Source organism: Bacillus paramobilis, assembly GCF_038096195.1.
GTDB classification, from domain to species: Bacteria; Bacillota; Bacilli; order Bacillales; family Bacillaceae_G; genus Bacillus_A; species Bacillus_A mobilis.
In genome coordinates, this window is the sequence record NZ_CP151108.1 from 3871682 (window position 1) to 3888436 (window position 16755).

At 36.2% G+C, this 16755-nt stretch carries 19 protein-coding genes and 2 riboswitches; of the genes, 2 read left to right on the top strand and 17 right to left on the bottom strand.

The window, feature by feature from the left end; genetic code table 11:
• Position 1: 1 nt before the first annotated feature.
• The 5 genes from sat to AABL52_RS19775 form a co-directional block, all read right to left on the bottom strand.
• Complete coding sequence (gene sat, locus AABL52_RS19755) at positions 2–1138, bottom strand: sulfate adenylyltransferase (RefSeq protein ID WP_341518244.1); 1137 nt, start codon at positions 1136–1138, stop codon at positions 2–4.
• Between the two features lie 38 nt (positions 1139–1176).
• Positions 1177–1881 carry a phosphoadenylyl-sulfate reductase gene (locus tag AABL52_RS19760; RefSeq protein ID WP_341518245.1) on the bottom strand — a complete coding sequence of 235 codons (705 nt, stop codon included), beginning with the start codon at positions 1879–1881 and terminating at the stop codon, positions 1177–1179.
• Positions 1882–1968: 87 nt separating this feature from the next.
• Complete coding sequence (locus AABL52_RS19765) at positions 1969–2112, bottom strand: YezD family protein (protein ID WP_000116163.1); 144 nt, start codon at positions 2110–2112, stop codon at positions 1969–1971.
• A gap of 72 nt (positions 2113–2184) precedes the next feature.
• A riboswitch (SAM riboswitch) is annotated at positions 2185–2293 on the bottom strand.
• A 118-nt stretch (positions 2294–2411) separates the two neighbouring features.
• Entirely contained in the window at positions 2412–3728 is a 1317-nt protein-coding gene (gene lysA / locus AABL52_RS19770; RefSeq protein WP_000280653.1) for a diaminopimelate decarboxylase, read from the bottom strand.
• A gap of 180 nt (positions 3729–3908) precedes the next feature.
• A riboswitch (Lysine riboswitch) is annotated at positions 3909–4090 on the bottom strand.
• A gap of 89 nt (positions 4091–4179) precedes the next feature.
• Entirely contained in the window at positions 4180–4575 is a 396-nt protein-coding gene (locus AABL52_RS19775; RefSeq protein WP_001228835.1) for a DUF3888 domain-containing protein, read from the bottom strand.
• Positions 4576–4829: 254 nt separating this feature from the next.
• Here AABL52_RS19775 and AABL52_RS19780 point away from each other — a divergent pair, with 254 nt between their 5' ends.
• Both AABL52_RS19780 and pssA read left to right on the top strand, forming a co-directional pair.
• Positions 4830–6716, top strand: a complete 1887-nt coding sequence (locus tag AABL52_RS19780; protein ID WP_341518246.1) for an LTA synthase family protein — start codon at positions 4830–4832, stop codon at positions 6714–6716.
• 181 nt (positions 6717–6897) lie between these two features.
• Entirely contained in the window at positions 6898–7599 is a 702-nt protein-coding gene (gene pssA, locus AABL52_RS19785; RefSeq protein WP_000285414.1) for a CDP-diacylglycerol--serine O-phosphatidyltransferase, read from the top strand.
• Between the two features lie 29 nt (positions 7600–7628).
• Here the strand turns inward: pssA and AABL52_RS19790 are convergent, their stop codons facing one another.
• The 12 genes from AABL52_RS19790 to hisZ form a co-directional block, all read right to left on the bottom strand.
• Positions 7629–8600: an NAD(P)-dependent oxidoreductase gene (locus AABL52_RS19790; RefSeq protein ID WP_001062818.1), complete on the bottom strand. Its 972-nt coding sequence runs from the start codon at positions 8598–8600 to the stop codon at positions 7629–7631.
• Between the two features lie 144 nt (positions 8601–8744).
• Positions 8745–8912 (bottom strand): DUF4025 domain-containing protein, encoded by a 168-nt coding sequence (locus AABL52_RS19795; RefSeq protein ID WP_001118891.1) that lies wholly within the window; start codon positions 8910–8912, stop codon positions 8745–8747.
• A 67-nt stretch (positions 8913–8979) separates the two neighbouring features.
• Positions 8980–9999, bottom strand: coding sequence for a histidinol phosphate phosphatase domain-containing protein (locus AABL52_RS19800; protein ID WP_341518247.1), 1020 nt, complete (start codon positions 9997–9999; stop codon positions 8980–8982).
• A 12-nt stretch (positions 10000–10011) separates the two neighbouring features.
• A complete protein-coding gene (gene hisI, locus AABL52_RS19805; RefSeq protein ID WP_000525958.1) occupies positions 10012–10335 on the bottom strand; it encodes a phosphoribosyl-ATP pyrophosphatase in 324 nt (107 codons plus the stop codon).
• 10 nt (positions 10336–10345) lie between these two features.
• Entirely contained in the window at positions 10346–10651 is a 306-nt protein-coding gene (gene hisI / locus AABL52_RS19810) for a phosphoribosyl-AMP cyclohydrolase (RefSeq protein WP_000803954.1), read from the bottom strand.
• On the bottom strand, positions 10648–11406 hold the full coding sequence (hisF, locus tag AABL52_RS19815; RefSeq protein ID WP_341518248.1) for an imidazole glycerol phosphate synthase subunit HisF: 759 nt from the start codon (positions 11404–11406) through the stop codon (positions 10648–10650). The genes hisI (AABL52_RS19810) and hisF overlap by 4 nt, the downstream gene beginning before the upstream one ends.
• A complete protein-coding gene (hisA, locus tag AABL52_RS19820; protein WP_341518249.1) occupies positions 11400–12119 on the bottom strand; it encodes a 1-(5-phosphoribosyl)-5-[(5-phosphoribosylamino)methylideneamino]imidazole-4-carboxamide isomerase in 720 nt (239 codons plus the stop codon). Before hisA ends, hisF begins: the two co-directional genes overlap by 7 nt.
• Positions 12092–12721, bottom strand: coding sequence for an imidazole glycerol phosphate synthase subunit HisH (gene hisH / locus AABL52_RS19825; protein WP_097843828.1), 630 nt, complete (start codon positions 12719–12721; stop codon positions 12092–12094). Before hisH ends, hisA begins: the two co-directional genes overlap by 28 nt.
• Entirely contained in the window at positions 12722–13306 is a 585-nt protein-coding gene (hisB, locus tag AABL52_RS19830; protein ID WP_001209293.1) for an imidazoleglycerol-phosphate dehydratase HisB, read from the bottom strand.
• Entirely contained in the window at positions 13306–14595 is a 1290-nt protein-coding gene (gene hisD, locus AABL52_RS19835) for a histidinol dehydrogenase (protein ID WP_341518250.1), read from the bottom strand. The genes hisB and hisD overlap by 1 nt, the downstream gene beginning before the upstream one ends.
• 11 nt (positions 14596–14606) lie before the next feature.
• Positions 14607–15242 (bottom strand): ATP phosphoribosyltransferase, encoded by a 636-nt coding sequence (hisG, locus tag AABL52_RS19840; RefSeq protein ID WP_341518251.1) that lies wholly within the window; start codon positions 15240–15242, stop codon positions 14607–14609.
• Positions 15218–16480 (bottom strand): ATP phosphoribosyltransferase regulatory subunit, encoded by a 1263-nt coding sequence (gene hisZ, locus AABL52_RS19845; RefSeq protein WP_000170309.1) that lies wholly within the window; start codon positions 16478–16480, stop codon positions 15218–15220. Before hisZ ends, hisG begins: the two co-directional genes overlap by 25 nt.
• Positions 16481–16755 lie beyond the last annotated feature (275 nt).

Below are 16755 nucleotides of genomic sequence, written 5' to 3' on the forward strand. Positions count from 1 at the left end.
CTTATTCTGTTACTACTTCTTTTTTCAAACCTTTAATTAGTACTTCTACTACTTCTTTACGACTAAATGTACTTGGCGGAACCTCACCATTTCTTAATAGCTCTCTTACTTTCGTACCCGATAAAATAACATGATCTTCTTTGCCGTGCGGGCATGTTTTCGTCGAAGCCATCGCTTCACATTTCGTGCAGTAAAAACTATGTTCAAAAAATAACGGTGTAATTCCTAACTCTTCCACTGTAAAGTTTGTAAAAATTTCTTGCGCTTCATAAGTACCGTAATAATCTCCTACCCCTGCATGATCGCGTCCTACAATAAAGTGAGTACATCCAAAATTCTTTCTAACTAATGCATGGAATATCGCTTCCCTCGGTCCTGCGTAACGCATCGCTGCAGGAAATACACCTAAAAAGACACGATCTTTCGGATAATAGTTTTGAAGTAATACTTCATAGCTTTCCATCCTTACATCAGCAGGAATATCATCCGACTTCGTTTCCCCAACGAGCGGATTTAAAAAGAGGCCATCTACAATTTCAAGAGCAGATTTTTGAATATACTCATGAGCACGATGTACCGGGTTTCTCGTTTGAAATCCGACTACTGTTTTCCAACCACGTTTCTTAAATTCTTCTTTCGTTTCAATTGGATCTAAATGATAAGAAGGAAATGGATTATTTTCAAAACGTTTTGTAAGAATAATAGCTCCACCGACATAAACGTTCGGTCGCTCATATAACTTCTTCACTCCTGGATGAGCCTCATCCGTCGTTTTATATACAAGTAACGCTTCTTTTTCTTTATCTGGTACAAAAATATCTTCTATTTGAATGACACCATATATATTTCCATCACTGACAAGCTTTACTTTCTCTCCAATTTTCAGACTCTCTGCTACGTCTTCTGTTACCGGTAATGTAATGGGGATACTCCAAACGCTCCCATTAGCTAAACGAATCGTTTCTACGACCGAATCGTAATCTTTCTTTCCTAAAAAACCTGTAAGTGGGCTATATCCCCCTGTCGCTAATAGCTCTAAATCACTTAATGCAATGTTGTCTAGCCCAATTTCTTTTTCAATTTGTGATACGTCGTATGTCTCGTCTATTCGATTTATTAATTCGTTTCTTTTACTCATTTTCTATACCCTCTCTTAGCTTTATTTTCAAATTCATCTTATTGGTAATGAAGACCACATTCTGTTTTCACTTTCCCGGCCCACCTACCATCTCTCGAATCGCCACCCTCTCCTACAGGTAACGTACATTTCTCACACCCAATACTTGGATACCCAATATCATGGAGCGGGTTATACGGCAAGCTATGTTTGTATACATATCGCCACACTTCTTTCCACGTCCAATGAATGAGTGGACAAACTTTAATAGATTGAAAGCGATGATCTTGATTTATAAACTGTGTATGCTTACGTGTTTCTGATTGTTCCCTCCTTAAGCCCGATATCCACGCTTTTTCTGCTGCTAATGATTTTTCTAACGGTAAAATTTTTCTAATTTTACAACAAAGATTCGGATTACTTTCCCATAATTTCTCACCATGCAACTTCGCTTGTTCATCAAGTGTAAGTTCCGGCTGTTTTTCTATAATATTTAATGAAGGAAATCGTTCCCGCACTTTTTGAATTAATTTATACGTTTCGCGAAAATGAACATTTGTATCTAAAAATACAACTTTAGCAGATGGATTTACTTGGTTTATAAGGTGCAGTAGTACCATCCCTTCCACTCCAAAGCTACATGCGTATACAATTTCACTTTCATATTCTTTATAAGCCCAACTTAAAACAGATAGCGCGCCTTTTGTTTCATCTTCTTCTGAAAATGAAACATTATTTTCTTCCCACGTTTCATACGTCAACATGTTTTTTCCCCCTGTAAAAGCAAAAAGACGGTTTTAACCTAATCAAAATAGGTTAAAACCGCCTCTAGTTTTTCTAGTCAGCGCTTTTTACTTTAAACGTACTTTTTCACTTTTCTCTAATTGAATGACTTTCCCATCCTGCACAACAATTGTAATTGAACCATATTTCATATCAGCAAGCATCGCTTGAATTTTCTCAGATACTTCCTCAAAATGTTCCCGTACGCTCACGCGAACAGCCCCCCTTTTTATTCATAAAAAAAATCTTTCCCATTTCGAAAAGACTGTTCGGTAATATATTTTACCTTATCTTTCAAAATGGATTCCATTTTGCTGGATTTAGCACCTTGCTTTCTATAAGCAGGTTGCCGAGCTTCGTCGGGCCAGTTCCCTCCGCTTCTCTTGATAAGCTTTGTATTTGTATTTTATCACAATTCTGATTTTTTTCAATCCTAGTTTTCCGATATATTTTAATTATTTTATTTTATAAAAAAGGAATTGTCCATCCGAACAACTCCTTTTTCCTCATTTTAAACCAATTCTTTAATACGTATGCGATCGTTCCCAATAATATTTTCATATGTTTCGCGCTCTACAACAATTTGTGATGTGCCGCCTTTCGCGAAGACGACAGCTGGTCTACGAATCCGATTATAATTATTCGCCATCGAGTACCCGTATGCCCCTGTACAAGAAATTGCTAGTAAATCGGCAGAAGCAACTTTCGGTAGAGTAATATCCCAAATTAACATATCTCCACTCTCACAACATTTCCCAGCAATCGAAACGACTTCCTCATTCTCATCATTTCCTCGATTCGCTAACATCGCTTCATAACGCGCGTTATATAAAGCAGGTCTTAAGTTATCAGTCATCCCACCATCCACTGATACATATTTCCGAATACCAGGAATGTCTTTCACAGATCCAACTGTATAAATTGTCGTTCCAGCATCACCTACAATACTACGGCCTGGTTCAACCCATATTTCTGGCAAGGGATAATTACATGCTGTAAATTGTTCCCTCACTGCACTGGTTACAGCTCGCACATATGTCTCAAGAGTTAATGGTGTATCTGACTCTGTGTAGCGTATTCCGAATCCTCCGCCCACATTTAATACTTTCACTACATAGTTCGCTCTCTCTCTCACTTCTTCTAAAAATTGATGAAGAACTTCAATCGCCCGAACAAATCCAGCCGTTTCAAATATTTGAGATCCGATATGTGAATGAATTCCTAACACATTATAATTTGATTTTTGTAAAGCAAGCTCAATTGCTTGCATCGCTTGACCATTTGACACGCCAAATCCAAATTTTGAATCATCTTGGCCTGTTGTAATATATTCATGTGTGTGCGCCTCTACTCCAGGCGTTACACGGATTAATATGTTCACAAATTTCCCATGTTGCCCTGCTAAATCATGCAAAATTTCTAATTCTAAGAAATTATCGACAACAAAACAACCAATATTCGCCTGAAGCGCCATCACAATCTCTTCTTCTGTTTTATTATTGCCGTGAAAATGAATACGCGATGCTGGAAATCCTGCTTGAAGCGCAGTATATAATTCCCCTCCAGAAACAACATCTAATGACATATTCTCTTCACGAGCTACTCGGCACATCTCCATGCACAAGAACGCCTTGCTTGCATATGCTACTTGATAAGAGAACCCACTTTCTTTAAAAGCACGATGAAACGCGCGGCACTTTCCTCGAATAGACTCTTCATCGTATACATAAAGTGGTGTTCCGTATTGTTTTGCTAGCTGCGTCGTATCGCACCCTCCAATTTCTAAGTGTCCTTGCCCATTGATTCGGCTTGTGCCGTGTAAATACATTTGAATTCCTCCCTTATTTCCTCTAAAACTCATAACCCCAATCTTCTATTCATTGCAGCACGCTTTTAGATAGACAAAAAACGCGCGGAACAATGTTCACACGCGTTTCTTATTAGGAAAAATATATATTGAAAAAATAAACGAGTTGTTATCTCCTCAAAATAAGAAACCGCATCAACATCTCCAAATAGCTCTCCATAAAAGAAATCTTATGACAGTACTACATTTATTCAATGTAGTCCCAATATATGAATAAGATGGTTATTCTTATATTTCGGCAATAGTCCCTTTCAACCTATGATCACAGATTCCATTAAATCTCCCATAGCTTACTCTTTCCTATTGCGGCCTCTACCTTTGAGAGTAGATGAGGTAAGTCTATTTAATTTTCAAACATCTAATTGTTGCTATTAACAATACCAAAGGACCATTTTATTTGTCAAACAATTTTTTATATTGTTTTTTTACAGTTTAATTTCGTATCATTTGGTAAGCGCTTTACTAAAATCTTTGTCACTTCCCATTCGCCTTCTTCATTATTAAAAGTAATTGTTACTTTTTCAAATGGCGGAACAATTTTCCCACCAACCTGTTCATATTTCGTCACTTCAATAACCGCTTGAAATAAATATGTACCGCTATATACTTTTTTTAAACTAATAATTTTAGGACATTGATAAGGCTTTAAGCTCCCATATTGTTTTTCAATGGCTTTATTTATTTTGGGAAACAAAACAGAATAAAGGGCATCTTCCATAAGAGGTGCATCATATTGGGCTACCGACACACTTGGTGAAGCAAAAAGTATAACACTACTGCATACTATAAAATATAATAATTTTCGCATGATAACCTCCGTATTGTTACACGATTCTTTCTGCACACGATAATAATCATACATAGAAACTCCGTTTTATTGTCTCCTACTGCCCTTTTTCTACTCAATTATTATAAAAAAGCCCACAACTCTCTTTTATTTTCGTATAATGATACTCATAGTATAATAAACATAATAATAAAGGACTGTTCGTATATATAAAATGAGGTGCTAATCAAACCAGCTCACAAGAACGGTCATGCTTTTTAGGAGAGGAGTATATTATGCTACAACGTCTGTTTCCAAAACTGCGATTTGCACTCGTTGCAGTCGTTTTATTATGGATAAAAACATATATTGTGTACAAGCTAGCATTTGATATTAAAATTGATAATTTCTTTGAAGAATTTATGCTTTTTATTAATCCACTAGCTGCGTTACTTTTATTTTTCGGTTTTGCTTTATTTGCATCTAAACACCGAAACCGCATTATAGTTGGAATCAGTTTTATACTGTCCTTTATTTTATTTGGAAATGCAATGTTTTATGGGTTTTATAACGATTTCGTTACATTCCCAGTTTTATTCCAAACAAATAATATGGCTGATTTAGGGACGAGTATAAAAGAACTCTTTACGTACAAAACATTACTTTTATTTGCAGATGCGATTATTTTAATGTTTCTTTCACGTAAATTCCCGGCATTTTGTGACAAGACGCCGCTTTCTCGCTCTGAGAAGCGAACTTTCTTTAGCGGTGTAACAGCTTTATTAGCACTACAAATTGTTGTTTCCGTTATTTATAAACCACAAATGTTCTCACGCTCATTTGATCGTCAAACAGTCGTGAAAAATTTAGGTTTATACACATATCATCTATTTGATATAACACTTCAATCTAAATCTTCAGCTGAACGTGTATTTGCAAGTGGAGACGGGTTCTCTGAAATTAAAAACTATACAGACTCAAAAGATAAGCAAGTTGATAAAGACTTATTCGGAGCTGCAAAAGGTAAAAATGTTATTTTGATTTCCATGGAATCTACACAAAGTTTTGTTATTAATAAAAAAATAAATGGAAAAGAAATTACTCCATTTTTAAATGAATTTATTAAAGATAGTTTTTATTTCGATAACTTCTATCATCAAACGGGACAAGGTAAAACTTCTGATGCTGAATTTATCGTTGAAAATTCACTTTATCCGTTAGACCGCGGTTCTGTATTCTTTACTCACGCAACAAATGAATATACAGCTACACCAGAGCAATTAAAGAAATACGGATATTCTTCTGCTGTCTTCCATTCAAACGATAAAACGTTTTGGAATCGTGATGTAATGTATCCTGCTCTCGGATATGATCGTTACTTTAATTTAAATGATTACGTAGGCACAGAACAAATGTCTGTCGGCTGGGGATTAAAAGATAAAGAGTTCTTTGAACAATCGATTCCAAAGTTAAAATCTTTACCACAACCGTTCTATACAAAATTTATTACTTTAACAAACCATTTTCCATTTCTTCTAAATCCAGAAGATCAATATGTTGATGAGTTTAATTCGGAAAGTGGTGTTGTAAACCGCTACTTCCCAACCGTTCGTTACACGGATGAAGCTCTTAAATTATTTATTAAACAGTTAAAAGATGAAGGGCTGTATGATAATTCTGTTATTGTCATTTATGGAGATCATTACGGCATTTCAGAAAACCATAATGCAGCTATGGCCCAGTTCCTTGGGAAAGACGCTATTACACCGTTTGATTCTATGCAATTACAACGCGTCCCTCTCATTATTCATGTACCTGGTCAAGAAGGAAAAGTCATTTCTAAAGTATCTGGTCAAATTGATATTAAACCAACGCTACTTCATTTACTTGGTATTAAAACAAATCAATCCATTGAATTTGGAACTGACTTATTTATTAAAGAAAAAGATCCACTTATGGTAATGCGTGATGGTAGCTTCGTTTCGGAAGATTATGTGTATACAAAAAACATGTGCTATAAACGAAATACAGGTGAAGAAGCTGACATTTCATTATGCCAACCAAATATTGAAAAAGCGAAAACTGAATTGAAACTCTCCGATAAACTCATTTATGGAGATTTATTACGTTTCGATCCTAACAATCGTTATAAAACTGGAACAATGACAACGAAATTTGAGTAGTACTAGAAGCAACTTTATAAAAGTTGCTTCTTTTTTTACTTATTTTTCAAATCATTCTTCTATGAAATCTTTCACAAATTGGGAATTTCTTTCGTATGAGGAAGAAATTTATGGTATGATAAAATAAGTAAAATTTCATACACTAATTAAGAATTTATTACAGAAAGCAAGGGATCAGATTTTGTATAGAGCAGCTATTCCAAACTTATTTACGCTCGGAAATTTATATAGTGGATTCTTGTCAATCGGCTATGCATCTTTAGGATATTATAAATCAGCTGCTATTTTAGTACTTATCGGGATGATGTTAGATAGTCTTGATGGGCGTGTTGCTCGTTTATTACGCGTTGATTCACAAATGGGAAAAGAGCTTGACTCACTTGCGGATGTCGTGACATTTGGTGCCGCACCTGCTGTTCTTATGTATTACACATCTTTCTCCAATTACGGAATCATCGGACTATACATAGCGGGACTATTCCCTCTTTTCGGAGCATATCGTTTAGCACGATTTAATGTAACACCATCTTCTACTTCAATGAAATATTTCACTGGGGTACCGATTACAGCAGCGGGAGGGCTTGTTGCTTTCTTAACATTATTTTCACATATCATTCCAAAAATCGTTCTTATTACAGTCTTTGTAACGTTCGCATTTTTGATGGTGAGCCGCATTCGTATCCCAAGTTTAAAAGATGTACCACTTCCACGATATAGCATCATTATTACACTATTTTTAGTTGGAAGCATTATCACAATGTACCAAACAGGGATCGGTAACTTTTCTGTTTTCTTATTCATTGCTATTCCACTATATATTTTGTATATGCTATCTCAATTTCTTAGACAAAGACCATCTAAAAGAGCAAATAAAGAAAAATAAGAAACCTTCCGATTTCGGAAGGTTTCTTTTTATTTTGTAACTACTGCTTTTTGATTTACAGGTGTTACAGGCTCTTCACCGTTTAATACGGCTAAAATATTTCTTACTGCCATTTCAGCCATCGCATCACGCGTTTCGAATGTTGCATTTCCTACGTGAGGAGCAAGTACTACATTCTTTAATCCTTTTAGCTCTTCAGTAATTTTTGGTTCAAATTCAAACACGTCAAGAGCCGCTCCTTCAATTTCATTCGTTTTTAATGCATGAGCAAGTGCCGCTTCATGCATTATTGGTCCACGTGAAGCATTTACAATATACGCTGTTTTCTTCATCATTTTAAACTGTTCTTCATCAATCATATGATGCAATTTCGGATTATACGCACAGTTAATTGTAATAAAGTCTGCTGTTTGTAATAATTCTTCCAATGTTACATATGTTGCTTCCAGTTCACTTTCAGCTTCAGGTTTTCGATTTGGCCCTGTATATAAAACATTCATTCCAAACGCTTTCGCACGCTTTGCAACTGCCTTTCCGATTTCTCCAAGGCCAATAATTCCAATTGTTTTCCCATGTACTTCACGGCCTAAGAAAAATAATGGTGCCCATCCGTTAAATCCAGTTGTACGACATAGCGTATCACCTTCCGGAATTCTACGTGCAGCTGCTAAAAGAAGTGCAAATGTTAATTCTGCTGTCGCTTCAGTTGATACTTTCGGTGTATTCGTTACCGCAATGCCTTTTTCTCCGGCATACGAGTAATCAATATTATCGTAACCAGCACCGTAGTTTGCAATAATTTTCAAATTAGGTGCCGCATCAATTACTTCTTTTGTCACCTTTGTAGAAAGTAGGCTTAACAATGCATCTTTATCTTTTGCACGCTCTGTTAATTCATCTAAAGAAATTAAAGCCTCTTTATCGTACATTTCTACATCATGATCCTTTAATAGTTCTAATCCGATTGCTGGAATTTTTCCTGCTACTAATATTTTCGCCACTACTAACACCTCTTCTATAGAAAATAAGATACCTCTTATCTTTCATTGTAAGAAATCCACATATAAAAACCAAGGAATTTGATTATAGTTTTGAAAATCGACACTTTTCCATAAAAAAAGAGGAGATGCAAGTCTCCCCTCTTCTTATGCTTTTTCTTGCGATTCTTTTCCAAGCTTCACATCGATCGTTCCTTCTGCAACTGTATCACTAATTTGTTCCTCAATAACGGATTGAGATGTAGCATTCGTTTCAGAAGTATACGCTTGTTGCTGTGCACTTTGTACATTTTGTTTATTTTGTTGTTTCGCCATTTCTTACCCTCCTTTTTATTCTTTCTTATTTTGAACAAAAAGGAGAGTTTTCATCAAAAAATCGTGATCATTTTGAAATGGATACTTCTTCTTCCAGTAATCTCATCGTTCTTACTCGTTTCGTAAAGGTAGCTAAGTGTGAAATATCATGATTACGTAACGTCTTTATATTCTCTTCCACATATTTTCCTAAATCATGCGGATAATGAGCATCTGAGGAGAGAGTAATCGGAACCTCGTGCTTAGCTAATACTTGTAAATATAGTGGACTCGGACACATTTCGCGCACAGGATAGCGATAGTACAATCCTGCATTTATTTCCGTTGCCGTATTAGTTTCTACTAATGCACGCGCAATTTCCTTATAATACGAAAGTTGTTCATTCTCATCTAACCGATGATTAAATACTTTTATGTTATCAAGATGAGCTATTATATCAAATAACTGAGAGCGAACTGCACACTCAACCGTTTTGAAAAACGTATCATATAAAGCATATAAGTCATGCTCCTTAAAATATTCTTTCGTGTCTGGATTATCAAATCCCCAGCCATTTAAAAAATGGACAGAACCAATTACATAATCAAAGTCTCCTAATGCTAGTAAAGATTGTAATTCTTGTTCACCACCAATAAAATAATCCGCTTCAATTCCAAGTTTAAGCGTCACGCCTCGTTTACTCCAACGTTCTTTCGCTTCTTCTATTGCCTTTGTAAAATCATGTAGTGATGCTACCCTTACTTGATCTAGCCATTCCTTCTGTAAACGACCAAGCTTAGAATCACTAATATCGACATATCTTTCATAGTATTCTTTCGCTTCATAAAAACGGTATAAATGATCGACAATACCAACTTCTTTTATACCTTTTCGCAAAGCTTCTTCTAAATATAAATCAATCCATTTTGTTGTAAATGGCCCTTCTTTCACACGTCTTTGCAGGCGTTCTTGTGTTTTCACAAGCCATTCCATAGAATGTTTTTCTTCTTTAAGCGGTTCATACTGTTGCAATGATTCATTTATTTTAGCTAGCCACCCTATTGAATATGGCCCTTCTTCTAAATGAATGTGATAATCCACCTTCATCTATATTCCCCCTTATAATGTATCTATGTCTCTTCTGTCCCCTACTCGCGAAAGCTTCCCATTTCTTTCTGTCACTTCCTCCATAACATCTTCTAATGATATATTTTTTTCGGCTAATAAAACGAAGCAGTGATACAATACATCCACCATTTCTTTCACTAATTCTTCTTTATCATTATTTTTAGATGCGATAATTACTTCCGTGCATTCTTCACCAATTTTCTTTAAAATTTTATCTTCTCCTTTTGAAAACAAGTAATTTGTATACGATTCAGGAAGTGGATTTCTCTTTCGTTCTTCAATTGTTTCAAATAGTAATGTAAAGGCGTTTCCCATATGTATCCCCCTATATAATTTTATAATGAAAACACGTTTTCTCTCCTGTATGACAAGCAGGTCCTACTTGTTTTACGACAACAACGATTGAATCTTGATCACAATCTAGATAAAGCGATTGCACATATTGGACATTTCCTGATGTTTCTCCTTTATTCCATAACGACCTTCTTGAACGAGAATAAAACCATGTTCTTTTCGTTTCTAGCGTTTTTTCATATGCTTCTTCATTCATATAAGCTAGCATTAAAACCTCGTTTGTACCTTCTTCCATTACAACTGCTGGTAGTAATCCTTTTGCAAAGTTTGGTTTCATAACCGCACCTCAACGTTTGCATTTCTTAATTTTCTCTTTACGTCTTGCATTGTCGCCTCACCGTAATGAAAGATGGATGCCGCTAACGCTGCATCAACTGTTGTCTTTTGAAAGACTTCTATAATGTGATCAACATGACCGCACCCGCCTGACGCGATGACTGGTACGGAAACGCTTTTTGAAATTTCTTCTATTAAACCAAGGTCATATCCATTTTTCGTTCCATCTGCATCCATACTCGTTAACAAAATTTCGCCTGCCCCTAGCTCGGTAACGCGCTTTGCCCATTCAATTGCATCCATTCCCGTATCAACTCTTCCGCCGTTCACATATACATTCCACTTATCTTCTGCTATTTTGCTAGCATCAATTGCGACAACAATACATTGTGAGCCAAAGTGTTCTGCCCCTTCTTTGATTAGCTTTGGATTTCGCACTGCCGCTGAGTTAATTGAAACTTTATCCGCTCCAGCTCTTAGTAAATTGTACATATCTTTAACACTTGAAATCCCCCCACCAACTGTAAGAGGAATAAATACTTTCGCAGCTGTTTGTTCTACAACATCGATAATTGTTTTTCGTCCTTCATGCGTTGCCGTAATATCTAAAAATACAATTTCATCTGCTCCCGCATCATTGTATAAAGCAGCTATTTCAACAGGATCACCGACGTCTTGTAATCCTATAAAATTTACACCTTTTACGACTCGCCCTTCTTTCACATCTAGACATGGAATAATTCGTTTCGCTAACATAACTTTGTTACCTCTAACACTTCTTCTAAATTAATCATTTTCTCGTAAAGAGCCTTACCAATTATGACGCCGTATATATTCATATCATTTAATTTTTTCACATCTTGAATAGATGCCACTCCTCCAGAAGCAATAAGACGAATAGTAACACTTTTTTGTAGTAACTCCAATTGCTCTACATTTGGCCCTGCAAGTGTTCCGTCTTTCGAAATGTCTGTAAACACAATCGTTTGAACACCTACATTCTCCATTTGCTTCGCTAAATCAATGTAAGAAATTTCAGACACGTCGAGCCAGCCTCTCGTTGCTACGAAACCATTCTTCGCATCAATTCCAACAATGATTTTTTCTTTATATAGACGAACTGCTTCCTCTAAAAATTCCTTATCATAAAGAGCAACTGTTCCTAAAATCACTTTATCTACACCTACTGACAATAACTTCTCTACCGCTACAAGTGATCGAATACCTCCTCCTACTTGCACTGGAATACGTACTGCCTTGCAAATCCTTTCAATAACGAGCAAATTTACTGACTGCCCAGCAATTGCACCATCTAAATCAACAATATGCAGTGTTTTCGCTCCTGATTTTTCGAATATAATCGCTTGCGCAACCGGGTCTTCATTCATTACTGTTTCTTTACTAAACTCTCCTTGATACAGTCTAACGCATCGTCCCTCTTTTAAATCGATAGCTGGGAAGATTTCCATGCTTCTACCACCCCTTTGAAATTTTTCAACATTTGCATCCCAATGTCACCACTTTTTTCAGGATGAAACTGTGCGCCGTATATATTTCCTTTCGCTACAAAACCAGGTACTTTCAATCCATATTCACTTATTCCATATACAATTTCATTAGGACAATCTGCGTAATAAGAGTGGACATAATATACGAATGAACCGTCCTCTACTCCATTCCAAAGCGCTATTTCTCCCTCTTTCTTTAGCTCATTCCATCCCATATGTGGAATTTTATAAGGGACTTTTAGCTTTCGAATAACACCTGGCAATAAACTTAATCCGTTACAGTCTTGTAGTTCCTCACTATTTTCAAATAAAAGTTGCATTCCTAAGCAAATGCCTAGAAGCGGTTTTCCTGAACGCCCGATTTCTTTTAATACACACACTAAATCTTTTTCTTCCAATACATCCATCGCTTTTGGAAATGCACCTACTCCTGGCAAAATCACTCCATCACTTCTAAAAATCTCTTCTTTATCACTCGTTACGGTGTACTCTGCTCCAATATATTTTAATGCTTGTTCTACACTACGAATATTTCCCATTCCATAATCTATAATAGCAATCAATTACAACATCCCTTTCGTTGAATTTACACCAGTAATGTTGGCATTTTTATCAACTGCTTCCCTAAGCGCTCGACCAAATGCTTTAAATAATGCTTCAACTTTGTGATGTGTATTACTTCCATATAAAACGCGAGCATGTAATGTAATATTTGCAGCATGAGCAACTGCTCTAAAGAATTCTTCTGTTAGTTCTGTATCAAAATCCCCTAGCTTCGGATTCGTTAATTCTCCTTGAAATACAATATACGAGCGTCCGCTTATATCAATTGCGACAAAACCTAAAGATTCATCCATCGGTACATAAGCAGAGCCATAACGGTTAATCCCCTCTTTATTTTGCAATGCTTCTTTCAAACAATTTCCAAGCACAATTCCAACATCTTCAACTGTATGATGTGCATCAACAAATACATCGCCTTCCGCCTCCACTTGCAAACCGAATCTTCCATGCCTTGCAAATAAAGTTAGCATATGATCAAAAAATCCAACTCCCGTTTGTACAGAAACATCCTTTCCTTCATCAAGCTGCAAACTTAATTTTATCTTTGTTTCTGTCGTCTCACGTATTTGACTAGACTCACGCATTATTCTTCCTCCTCAAATCTTATTTGAATTGCTCTCGCATGCGCATGTAACCCTTCTTTATTCGCAAGTTCTACAATGTGATGTTGTACATCTCTTAACGCTTCCTCTGTATAAGACAGAAAGCTTGATTTTTTCACGAAATCATCGACTGATAACGGTGAGAAAAACCTTGCCGTTCCACTTGTCGGTAACACATGATTCGGTCCTGCTAGATAATCGCCAAGTGGTTCCGGCGCATATGGTCCAAGAAAGATAGATCCTGCATGTTTCACGTAAGCTAGTGCATTCATCGGTTCTTTTATATGTAACTCTAAATGTTCCGGGGCGATTTCATTCGATAATTGTAGTGCCTCATCTAAAGAGGGAACGATACAAATGGCTCCATTTCTATTTATCGATTCACGTGCAATTTCGCTTCTTGGTAATGTTTCTAACTGTCTTTCTATCTCCTTTTCTACTTCTTTTGCTAACTCTATATTCGTTGTAATACAAATTGCTGTCGCTCTCTCGTCATGCTCTGCCTGTGATAATAAATCAGCAGCAATATATTTTGCATTGCCGGTTTCATCAGCGATAACTACAATTTCTGATGGTCCAGCAATCATATCGATATTTACTATTCCATATACTTCTCGTTTTGCTAGAGCGACGTACAAATTTCCTGGTCCAACTATTTTATCCACTTTCGGAATCGATTCCGTCCCGTATGCTAAAGCAGCAATTGCTTGCGCACCACCTATCATATACATTTCATCTACCCCTGCAAGACTTGCGGCAACTAAAATATGTGGATCAATTCCTCCTTCTCTCGGCGGTGTTACCATTACAATCTTTTTCACACCAGCGAGTTTCGCTGGTAATACATTCATTAATACTGACGAAGGATACGAAGCAGTTCCCCCTGGCACATATACTCCTACATTTTCTAACGGCCGAATAATTTGTCCCCTAATGATACCTTTACTCTCGCAATCGAATATAGATTGCCTTTTTTGCTTTTCATGATACGATATAATGTTTTTCTTCGCCTCTTGTAACGCTTCTAAAAATGAATTTTCTACGAACATACTCGCTCGTTCTATTTCTTCTTCCCTTACACGAAACTCTTTCATCTTTACACCATCAAACTTGTTTGTATAAAAAGATAGGGCCTCATCCCTATTCTCCCTTACATTTTGAACAATCTCTCTTACACTTCTTTGAACAGTTTCTTCTATTATATTAGCGTTTTCTCGTAGCAATTTTATTTTCGATAACGCCTTTTGAAAATCTTCACAAACGATCTCCATTTCAAGTCCCCCTATTTTCCTGACAAAATTTCTTGCTCCATCATATTTATAATACTGAATATTTCGTCTTTTTTAGTTTTTAATGCAGCTTTATTTACAATCATTCGAGCAGATATAGAACACATTTCTTCAAATACAATGAGTCCATTTTCTTGTAATGTTGTTCCTGTTTCAACAATATCAACAATTGCATCTGCCAATCCAAGAATAGGAGCGATTTCTACAGAACCTTCTATTTTAATAATTTCTACATCCTCTCCTTTATCATGAAAATAGTTAGAAGTAATATGGGGATATTTCGTTGCAATACGTTTCTTCCGGTAGCTCTTCGGATTATAAGTAGGAATAGAAGCTACACAAAACTTACACACGCCTACTCCTAAATCCAACATTTCATAAACATCTTTCTCATTTTCCATTAAAATATCTTTTCCAACGACCCCAATATCCGCTACCCCATGTTCTACATAAGTAGCAACATCTACTGCTTTCACTAAAATAAATGAGATATCTGTATTCTTACTTTGAAAGACAAGCTTTCGCCCTTTATTTTTGAGCTCTGAACAATCAATTCCAATTTGCTCAAAGAGTGGAATCACATGCTTTTCTAATCTCCCTTTCGTTAACGCAATTTGAATGTTACGCATGAGGCTTCTCCTTCTTTCTGGACTACCCATTTCTCTTTCCATACATATTCCACTAATGATTCATTCTTCGCCTCAACGACCGTTACTATTTGATTTTTTCTTGCAAATTGAAAGGTGTCGTTTACATTAGAGAATAAGGATAGCTCTACTTTTTTCCCGTCCTTTTGAAGTAAACTTCGTAATCTTTCCGCTTCTGCTAATCTATTTAACTCATAATGAATGATTATATCTATTCTCTTTCGTTCATATGGTTCTTGCTGCTCTTGCAGCGCCTTCACAATTTGATTGACTTGCACCGCGAGTCCAACAGCCGGCAGCATTTCTCCAAAATTTCCAATTAACTCATCATATCTTCCACCACTAACAATTTCTTCTCCAATTTCATATATATACCCTTTGAAAATAACTCCTGTATAGTAATCTAGATGTTGGATCATACCTAAATCAATTGATATGTAAGATCCATAGCCTAGTTTTTCAATGGCTACATATATTTCTTTCACTCTTGCGATGGCCATTTTCATTTCATTACTTGAGGCGAGTTTTTCTGCTTCCTCAATCACTTCTAAATTCCCAAATAGCCTTGGTAATTTCTCAAGTAATCTTACTGTTTCATCACATCGATCTAATTTCTTTTCTCTAATAAAATTTGATAGAGCAGCATAATTTTTACTTTCAATATATGTTCTAAGTACTCTCTCTTCTTCCTCATGAATGGAGAGCTTTTTGACAATACATTTATATAACTGCACTTGCCCAATCTCTATTGTAAAAGATTGCACCTTCACCTTTTGAAGTGATTGAATGACGCTTATAACACATTCAATTTCAGCTCTTACATTATCAATCCCAATAATTTCAATACCACTTTGTATAATTTCATTATATTTTCCAGTAAGGGACTCATTCGCCCGAAATACATTCCCACCATACGTCAGTTTTAGCGGCGTATCCCACCTCTGCGTTCCCATCACTCTCGCTAAAGGAATTGTCATATCTGGACGCAAGACGATAATCCGTCCCTTTTCATCAAAAAATTTATACATCTTTTCTTCATCTATCGGTCTATTTTGAAAGGCAAACACATCATAAAATTCTATTGTTGGTGTCCTTATTTCCTCATAACCTCGCTCTAAAAAAGTACGTCTTAATTTTTGCTCCACTTCTTCAATTAACGTACATTCTTCGAATAAATAGTCTCTCGTTCCATTTGGATTTGCCCGTTTCCATTTTGTCATCTAAATTCTCACACCTTTCCCTTTCTAATGTATGCCTATTTCATTCACCTAAACCGAAAATAAAAAGAGCCTTGTAGACAAAATACCTACAAGGCTCTTTAGTAGAGTGTAGGTACAACGGGAATAACCCTTGTGCCTACACGTTTTCACGCTAGGTTCAAGGGCTTTATGTATGATGATGTAGTTGTGTAAGCATTTCAAGAGGTTGCACGATATTCATAATACTTACTCCCTTTCTCCTCTGATTTTTTACATAGTATATAATACTTAATTCT